At 70.3% G+C, this 8,645-nt stretch carries 9 protein-coding genes; 2 read left to right on the forward strand and 7 right to left on the reverse strand.

All coding sequences use genetic code 11. The features are described 5' to 3' along the window. Nucleotides 1-1,903 (forward strand): oligopeptide transporter, OPT family (locus Q8Q85_03050; protein ID MDP3773222.1); only part of this gene is annotated, 1,903 nt, incomplete at its 5' end. A 55-nt stretch (nt 1,904-1,958) separates the two neighbouring features. On the opposite strand, the gene Q8Q85_03055 is transcribed toward Q8Q85_03050, so the two are convergent. The 6 genes from Q8Q85_03055 to arsN2 are packed head-to-tail and all read right to left on the reverse strand — an operon-like array spanning nt 1,959 to nt 5,492. Next, nucleotides 1,959-2,150, reverse strand: coding sequence for a hypothetical protein (locus Q8Q85_03055; GenBank protein ID MDP3773223.1), 192 nt, complete (start codon nt 2,148-2,150; stop codon nt 1,959-1,961). Nucleotide 2,151: 1 nt separating this feature from the next. Continuing rightward, the gene (locus Q8Q85_03060; GenBank protein ID MDP3773224.1) at nt 2,152-2,967 is read right to left on the reverse strand and encodes an ABC transporter ATP-binding protein; all 816 of its coding nucleotides are present in this window, start codon (nt 2,965-2,967) and stop codon (nt 2,152-2,154) included. After that, a complete protein-coding gene (locus Q8Q85_03065; protein ID MDP3773225.1) occupies nt 2,964-3,725 on the reverse strand; it encodes an ABC transporter ATP-binding protein in 762 nt (253 codons plus the stop codon). The genes Q8Q85_03060 and Q8Q85_03065 overlap by 4 nt, the downstream gene beginning before the upstream one ends. Further along, nucleotides 3,722-4,483: an energy-coupling factor transporter transmembrane component T gene (locus Q8Q85_03070; protein ID MDP3773226.1), complete on the reverse strand. Its 762-nt coding sequence runs from the start codon at nt 4,481-4,483 to the stop codon at nt 3,722-3,724. The genes Q8Q85_03065 and Q8Q85_03070 overlap by 4 nt, the downstream gene beginning before the upstream one ends. Next, a complete protein-coding gene (locus Q8Q85_03075) occupies nt 4,480-5,004 on the reverse strand; it encodes a hypothetical protein (GenBank protein MDP3773227.1) in 525 nt (174 codons plus the stop codon). Before Q8Q85_03075 ends, Q8Q85_03070 begins: the two co-directional genes overlap by 4 nt. 47 nt (nt 5,005-5,051) lie before the next feature. Beyond that, nucleotides 5,052-5,492, reverse strand: a complete 441-nt coding sequence (gene arsN2 / locus Q8Q85_03080; protein ID MDP3773228.1) for an arsenic resistance N-acetyltransferase ArsN2 — start codon at nt 5,490-5,492, stop codon at nt 5,052-5,054. Nucleotides 5,493-5,564: 72 nt separating this feature from the next. On the opposite strand from arsN2, the gene Q8Q85_03085 reads away from it, so the two are divergent. Continuing rightward, nucleotides 5,565-6,221, forward strand: a complete 657-nt coding sequence (locus Q8Q85_03085) for a YceI family protein (GenBank protein ID MDP3773229.1) — start codon at nt 5,565-5,567, stop codon at nt 6,219-6,221. Between the two features lie 3 nt (nt 6,222-6,224). Here the strand turns inward: Q8Q85_03085 and Q8Q85_03090 are convergent. Then, nucleotides 6,225-8,645: S41 family peptidase (locus Q8Q85_03090; protein MDP3773230.1), on the reverse strand; the 2,421-nt coding region annotated here is incomplete at its 5' end.

Genomic DNA, 8,645 nt, shown 5'->3' on the forward strand with positions numbered 1-8,645 from the left:
CGAGAGCATCGCCGCCGGCGTCGCGTTCACGCTCCCGGCCCTGATCTTCCTCGGTTTCAACCTCGACGTGAGCCGGGTTTTCATCGTCGCGCTGTGCGGCGGCATCCTCGGCGTGCTGTTCATGATCCCGCTCCGGCGGACTCTGATCGTGAAGGAGCACGGGAACCTGCTTTATCCCGAGGGCGCGGCGTGCGCCGACGTGCTGGTGGCGGGCGAGCGGGGCGGCCGCTTCGCCGGACGCGTCTTCATGGGCTTCGGCGTGGGGGCCGTCTACAAGTTCCTGCACGAAGGGCTCCATCTCTGGCGGGCTCAGCCGACGTACGATCCGACGTGGTATTCGGGCGCCCGGATCGCGGGGACCACGACGCCCGAGTATCTCGGCGTGGGCTACATCATCGGCCCGCGCGTGGCAGGAACGATCTTCGCCGGCGGCGTCCTGTCCTGGCTCGTGATCATCCCGCTCATCAAGTTCTTCGGCCTGCACATCCCGACGCCGATCTTCCCCGGCACGATCCCGATCGGCGACATGGCGCCCAACCAGATCTGGAACGCGTACATCCGCTCCATCGGCGCTGGCGCGGTCACGACCGCGGGGCTCATCACCCTGGGCCGCACGCTCCCCACGATCATCGATTCGCTGCGCGCCGGTCTAAAGGATTTCACCGACTCGCGCAGCGGCCGGCAGGTGACGCGCCTGCGCACCGAGGACGACCTTCCTATCACGATCGTGGTCGGCGGCTCGACGGTGCTGATGCTGGTGATCTGGGCGCTGCTCTCGTTCAACATCAACCCTGGGCACACGCTCGCTAACGGCTTTGCGTCACTCCTCATCGTGGTGTTCGGGTTCCTCTTCGTGACGGTCTCGAGCCGCATCACCGGCCTCATCGGCAGCTCGTCGAATCCCATCTCCGGGATGACCATCGCCACGCTGATGGCGACGTGCCTCATCTTCGTGCTGATCGGGTGGACGGGGGCGGCGTGGCCCGCGGTGGCGCTCTCCGTCGGCGGCGTGGTGTGCGTCGCCGCGGCAAACGCCGGCGCCACCTCACAGGACCTCAAGACCGGCTTCCTCATAGGTGCCACGCCGTGGCGCCAACAGGTGGCGCTGATAGTGGGCGCCCTGGCGTCGGTGCTGGTCATCGGTTTCACGCTCACCTACCTCAACAAGACCTATACGCGGCAGGAAGCCCGCGTCATCGAGAACGTCACCGTCACGGCCGAGATGAAGGACCTCGGCCCGGTGGACTTCAACGGCAAGTCGTACCACCTGCTCAACGTCCTCGGCTCGCGCACGATCCCCGACGGCCGGTACTACTTCGACCCCGCCGCGCGGCGCATCGAGTTCCAGGAGCAGCCGGGCATCGGCTCGCCGGACATGCCGGCTCCGCAGGCGACGCTGATGACCACGGTGATCAACGGGATCCTGAACCGGAACCTCCAGTGGGGCCTGGTGCTCTTCGGCGTGTTCATCGTCGTCGTGCTAGAGCTGTGCGGGGTGCGGTCGCTGGCCTTCGCGGTCGGGTCCTATCTACCCATTTCCACCACCGCCCCGATCTTCGCGGGAGGCGTCGTACGCTGGCTGGTAGAAAGGAAGACGGGCGCCGCGAAGGCAGGCGAAGGTGAAGTGTCGAGCGGCTCGCTCACCGCCGCGGGCCTCATCGCGGGCGGCGCCATCGCCGGCCTGCTCCTGGTGGGGCCGATGGACGCGTCCCGGACGGCGCAGGCGGCCGCCGCGCAGCGCGCCGGCCAGACCATCGCGCCCGACGCGGTGGCCTACGACATGGGCGCCCAGTGGTGGCCAAGCCTGGCGGGCAACAGCCTGCTCGCGCTGGTCGTGTTCATAGCGCTGGGATTCTTCCTGTACACTCTGGCGCGGAAGAAACTCGAGACCTCGGAGGGGTGATGATCGGGAGAAGCCCCGGGCGCGGGCCGGCAGCCGGGGCGGGCGGCGCCGCCGCCTAGTCGAGGATGAACCCGGCGCGCAACCGGACGCGATAGGCACTCTTCGCGATCCGGATCCGCGAGTCCGGGTACGGCGTCAGATCCACCAGCTCGATGCGACGGGCGAGGAAGACGACGTCCCTGGGACCCGACGTGTCGAGCGTGACGGTGATCGCGGGGCCGCTCTCGACCTTCGCAGCCCCGGGCACGTCACACCCCGGCCGCCCTCCAACGCGCCCCACGCAACGCCTCCGCGCATTCCGCGATCCGCACCGGCGCGCCGGGCAGCGCCAGCCTGAGGCCGAGTGCCGCGGCGGGCGGCGGCGCCAGCCCGAGCGCGCCGAGGGCGTCCACGTCGCGCAGCAGCTCCCGCGCGGGACTGTCCGCCGCGATCGCGCCTTCTTTCATCACGGCGATGCGCTCCGCGATCTCCGCCACGAAGCCGAGATCGTGCGACACGACGAGCACTGTGACGCCCTCCGCGAGGCGGCGCCGGAGCGCACCGATGACGAGCTCCCGGCGCTTGCGGTCGAAGCCCGCCGTCGGCTCGTCGAGCACCAGCAGGCCCGGCCGCATCGCGAGCACGCCGGCGAGCGTCACGAGTTTGCGAGCTGGAGCCGGCAGGTCGTATGGGTGCACCTCCGCGACTGCTAGGAGGTCCAGCTCGTCCATCGCCCAGGCTACGCCGTCCTTCGACAAGCCGAGAGAGAGCGGGCCGAACGCCACATCCTCGCGCACGGTGCGGGCGAACAGCTGCTGATCGGCGTGCTGGAAGGCGTAGCCCACGCGCCGCGCCATCTCGTCCGGCCGCTTAGTGCCCGCGTCCCAGTCGCCGACCGTGACGCGTCCGGCACTCGGTCGGATCAGTCCGACGAGCAGTCGCGTGAGCGTCGTCTTCCCCGCCCCGTTTGCGCCGAGCAGAGCGACGGATTCCCCGGCCGCGACATCGAGCGAGACGCCGCGCAGCACGTCCCCTCCGCCGTAGCCGCAGTGAACGTCCTCCAGCCGCGCGCCGACGCCGATCATCGCGCCAACCTCGCCATGAGTCCGTCCACGTCGAGCGGAAGCGGTGAGGGACACCCCGCCCCCCGCGCGATCTCCGCGACGTCCGTCCCATCCAGTGTGGCGGCCGGCGGTCCGTCCGCCACCACGTGGCCGTCCTCGAGCACGATCGCGCGGCTTGCCGTGCGGGCCGCGCGGTCCCGGTCAGGAGTCGCGACCAGGACGGCGACCCCCGCGGCCGCTAGCGTCCGAAAAAGAGCGTAGAGCACATCGGCGCCCTCGGGGTCCAATTCCGCCGCCGGGTCGTCGAGCACCAGCAGGTCCGGCTCGAGCGCGAACGCCGAGGCGACGACGACGCGCTGAAGCTCGCCGCCGGAGAGCGTGGCGGGATCGCGCGCGGCCAGATGCGCCACGCCGAGCTGCTCCATCGCGCGGCGCGCGTCGGCGCGCACCCGTTCGGCAGGCAGGCCGTGCGACGCGGGGCCGAACGCTACTTCGTCCGCGACGGTGTGGCAGATGCCGGTGAGCTGCGTCCAGGGGGTCGCGAACACGATGCCGGGTCGCGCGGCCAGGATCTCGCGCGTGCCGGCCAGCGTGCCGCCGGTGAGTCGCGGCGCGAAGCCGGCCGCGACCAGCAGAAGCGTGGACGTTCCTGCCCCCATCGGCCCCGTCACGCACGTCACCTCGCCGCGCCGGATCTCGAGCGTAAGACCCCTGAGCGCGGGCACTCGACGTCCGGGGTACGTGAACACCGCATCCTCGAGCCGCACGATCGGCTTCACGCTCCCGCTCCCGCGAACTTCGCCGCGTATGCCGCGATCACCAGGGCGGCCAGCGTCCACCGCAGCGCCCGCTCGGCCGGCAAGTCAGGCGGCGGATCCAGGGCGGTGCGGCGGGCTCCTGACGACGCCCCGCGCGAGTCGAGCGCGAGCACCTGTTCGTCCACCTCCGCGAGCGCTCCCAAAACCAGCGGCAGCACCAGCGGGACGAGAGCCCTCAACCGCGCGGCCGGCGACCCACCGATGCGGAGTCCTCGGCACTGCTGTGCGTCCAGGATCTGCGCGGCGCGCGCGCGGATCCGGGGCACCAGCGTGAGCGTGGAGACCAGCAGGAAGATCCGGCCGAACGGTACTCCCTTAGCCGTCATCGCCTCCACCAGACGCGGCGGCGAGACCGTGGCGAGCGCCGTGAGGAACGCGATGACGATCGCCGTGACGCGCCCCCCGAGCACCAGCGCCCGGCGCACGCCCGGCTCGGACAGGTTCACCGGTCCCAAGGCGAAGTGCGGGTCGCCACCCAGAACACCGTGCAGGACGAGCAGCAGCAGCCAGGTGGGCAGCACCAGGACGAGCATGGGCCGGACGATGGCGCGGGCCGCGCCGCCCGCCAGCGCCAGCGCTACGGCGGCCACGACCACGATCGAGATCGCGGGTGGAGTCGATACGGAGAACGCGAGGAGGAGCACGGCGCTCGCGGCGGCGAGCGGCGTGTACGGGTGCGCGCGGTGCAAAGGCGAATGGCCGGGGACGTAGCCGATCATCGGGCCAGCGCCGGGAACCGGGCGGCTAGCTGGTCGGGAAGCGAACGCAGGATCGCCGCGACCAGCACGCACGAGATCGCCTTGTCGAGGAGGTCCGTGCTCACGCTGGCGCTGGTCACCGCGACGTCGAGCGGCACGCCGAAACTCCTCAGGATCGTGGTGACGGCCGTCACTCCGCCGGCGGTGACGCCGCCGAAAACGAAGTAGGCGATCGGGGCGGCGGTGGCGCCGGAGAGGAGGCCGAGTACGAGGCCCGCCGGCACCGCGGTGGAGTAGCGCCTGAACGCGCCGAGCTTCGCGGCGTACGCGGCGTAGACGGCGATGAGCACCTGGATGATCCCGAACGGCAGCCAGGAGAAGTTGCCTGACAGGACGGCGTTGAGGATCTGCGCGACCAGACCAGCGGCGATCGCCGCGCGCGGGCCTACGAGTGCGGCCACGAGGATGGTGCCGACCGCGTCCAGAAAGACCGGCAGAAGCAGCGCCGCGACTATCTGGCCGATCACGAGGTTTACCGCCACCCCGAGGCGGATCAGGACCAGCTCGCGCAGCGTGAACCGCGGAAGGATCAGAGGACCTTCACCATGCAGACGGCCGACGACGGGCAGAGACTCGCGAACTCGGTCGATCCCCGCACCGCCTCCGGCGCGCTGGAGCGCTCGGCCACCCGGTAGCCCGCCTTCGCGAAGAAACCGGCGGCGGTCGTGGTCAGCAGCCACAGCTCCGCGATGCCGCGTCCCCGGGCGCGATCCTCCAGCGCGGCGACGAGATGCTTGCCCAGGCCCGTCCCGCGGGTCGCCGGCGCCACCGCGAGCGAGCGCAGGAGGCCGCTGGCGCCGTACTCCTCGAGCGCCACTACCCCCTCCAACAGCTCGCCGCTGCGGACCATCAGGAATCCGGCCATTCGGTCCGCCGAGAGATCGGCGACCGGGAGCTTCGCCTCGGCGAGCAACACCGTTACGGCAGGCGCGTCGGCGGGCTTGGCGGGGACGGGGACTCGCGCGGGCACGCAATCAAGATAATGTTCAACGGGAGCGACCGTGAACCCGTATACCTGGAACCTTCTTCAAAGGAAGCTCCCATGAACGCTCGCAGGGTCCGGATCATTATCCTCGCGTCCGCCGTCATGTTGTCGGGGAGCGGCCTCCAGGCGCAGGGCGCGCCACCCGCGCCCGCCTCGGGCCTGCTCCACTACACCATCGACACGGTCCACAGCAGCGTGTCGTTCAAAGTGCGGCACCTGGGCGTCTCCTGGGTCGCCGGCAACTTCCGCTCGTTCTCGGGGGCCTTCGACTTCGACTCGGTCAACGTCGAGCGCTCGGCCGTCACGGCACGCATCGGCACCGCCAGCGTCGACACCGACAACGAGCGCCGCGACGGGGACCTCAAGCAGAACTATCTACAGGTGGACTCGTTCCCGGAGATGACCTTCACGAGCCGCCGAGTGGAACGGGTGGACGCCACGCACCTGCGCGTCATGGGGGACCTCACACTCCATGGCGTCACGCGCCCCGTGACGCTCCAGACCGAGTTGACGGGAATGAACGCCCTGCGCCGTCAGACGCCGGACGGCCGCACCGTGGTGAACCGGCTGGCGGCGTTCACCGCGACCACTACCATCAGCCGCCGCGAGTTCGGTATCACCATCAACCGGCTCGTGGATGCAGTAGCGGTGGTGGGCGACGAGGTGCGGATCACCATCGAGGTCGAGGCGCGCGCCGCTCCGCCGACGCCGTGAAACCTACCTCCGCGCCCCGATCGCGGTCATCAGCTCCTGCACCGCCCGCTCGAGCTGGAGGTCGCCGCCGAGCTGCTCCTGCTCGAACGGGTTCTCGACCCAGATGTCCGGCTCGATCCCCCAGTTCTCCAGGTTCCGGTCGCCCTGGACGGAGTAGACACCGCTCCCGGGCAGCCGGAACGTCGAGCCGTCGATGAGCTGGATGTTCGCCGTGCCGATCACGCCGCCGCCCGTCGACAGCCCGATCGTCCGCCCGAAGCCCAGGGCCTTGTAGCCTAACGGGAATATCTCGGCGTCGCTGAACGAGTTCTGATTCTGCAACACCACGCTCGGCCGGGTCCACGTCTGGGGCGAGAAGCGGCGGACTCCCGCGCGGTTGGTGAAGTAGATCGGCGCGCGGCGGCCCAGCTCGGTCCAGAGCTGCTCGTGGATGTTCCCGCCGCCGTTGTACCGCTGGTCGATGACCACCGCCTCGCTGCTCGCCTCGCGGCCCCAGAGGTCCCGCTTGAAGCGCTCGAGCGACGGCTGGTTCATGGCGCGGATGTGCAGGTAGCCGAGCCGTCCGCCGGAGAGCTGCCGCACCCGCTGATGGTTCCTCGCGACCCAATCCTCATACAGCAGGTCGCCGAGGTCCGCGGCGGAGATCGGACGCACCCCGAGCACGCGCGAGCCACGCCCGTCCGCGGAGGGCCCGACCGTGATCGCGACGCGGTCCCCCACCGTGCCCGCGAGCAGGCGATACACGTTCGTGGTGTCGGAGACCGGCGCGTCGCCCACCGCGAGCAGGAACTCGCCCGCCGTCACCCGTGACGCGACACGGTCGGTGGGACCGTGCGGGACCACACCGGAAACGCGCAGCCCGCGGCTACGGTACGCGTCGTCGAACACCAGGCCCAGCTCGCCGGTACGCACCGCGTCCGTTTCGGCCGGGAGGGTGAAGTTGAGGTGCGACGCGTTCAGCTCACCGATCATCATGAGAACGACGTCGCCGAGGGCCTCCCTGGTGTAGGCGGCCTCGGCCATGGTGCGATACGTGGCGTGGACCGCGTTCCAGTCGCGCCCGTGCATCCGCGGGTCGTAGAACCGCGCGCCCAGGGAACGCCACGCTTCCTCGTACATCTGGAGCGACTCGGCCGCGCGGTCTATCGTGACGCGCGCCTGGAAGCCGATGGATGCGCCGTTCTGGCCGCTCGGCTCGATGCTCGCGAGCGCGCCGCGGCCCGTGAGGTAGTAAATCTTCTTGCCGTCCTGGTCGTACGCGACGTTGGAAGGCTGCGCGTCGCCGCGCGTCACGCGCGAGGGGTTGTCGCCGTCGCGTCCGAACGTCCAGAGGTCCGACTGCCCGCCCACGTTGGCCACTACCGCGAACTGCTTTCCGTCCGGGCTGATGGCGAAGCTCTGCACCCGCATCCCGTCGGTCACCCGCCGCGCGCGGTCCTCGATGCCCTCGAAGTCGATCTGCACGTTAGGCGGCGTCCGTGCTCCGGAGCTGTCCCGCGCGCCCGAAGGTACCGCTCCCCCAGATACCGCTCCCCTTTCTTCTTCCATCGCCCAATCTTCTCGGGTCCTCTCATCGTCCGCCCGGCGCAGCCAGATCTGGTAGAGGTCCGAGTTCCCCTCTCCCGGCCCGCGGGTCGAGATGAACGCGAGCCGCCGCCCGTCACGGCTCCACTGCGGCGAGCGGTTGCCCGCGGGGTAGTTCGTCACGTTCACCGCCTGACCTCCGGCGGCCGGGATGACGAAGATGTCGTTGCCGCCCGAGCCGGTCGGATAACTGTGCTGCTGGACGTACGCGATCCACCGCCCGTCGGGGCTCCACGCGTAGTTGTTGATGTAGCCCTCGGCGAGCTTCGTCGCGTTGGCCCCGCCGGCGTCCATCACCCAGAGCGACGGCGGGTCGCCGGAGCGGAGAAACGCGATCCTCCGGCCGTCGGGGGAGAACCCCGGGCTCGTCTCCCGGGTGGGGTCGCGAGTGAGCTGCGTGGTCTGGGTGCGCAGGGTGCGCGCGAGGCGCGGCTCCGTCGTATCCGCCGAGCGGATGATGAAGATGTCTTCGGTCCCGTTGCGGTCGGAGACGAAGGCCAGGGCCCGGTTGTCCGGGCTCCAGCGCGCGTCGAGGTCGCGGGCGAAGCTGCCGGTGAGGTTGTCGGTGCTGCCGCCCGCGCGCGTCGGCGCCACGAACAGGTCGCCGTGCACGACGAACGCCACCTCCCGCCCGTCGCCGGACAGGTCCATCTCGCTGGCGCGGTCGGTGAAGGTCTGGCGGGCGATGTTGTTGAACTGCTCGTCCGACGCGGCGGTGATCCGGACCTCCTGCGGAGCGGCGGTGTTCCCGTTGGTGGAGACGGTGCCGAGTGCCACGGTGAAGAGCGACGCGTCCAGCTCGAAAGCGGCCAGCGAGCCGTTGCGTGCCACGGAGAGGAA

Source organism: Gemmatimonadales bacterium (assembly GCA_030697825.1).
Taxonomy (GTDB): domain Bacteria; phylum Gemmatimonadota; class Gemmatimonadetes; order Gemmatimonadales; family JACORV01; genus JACORV01.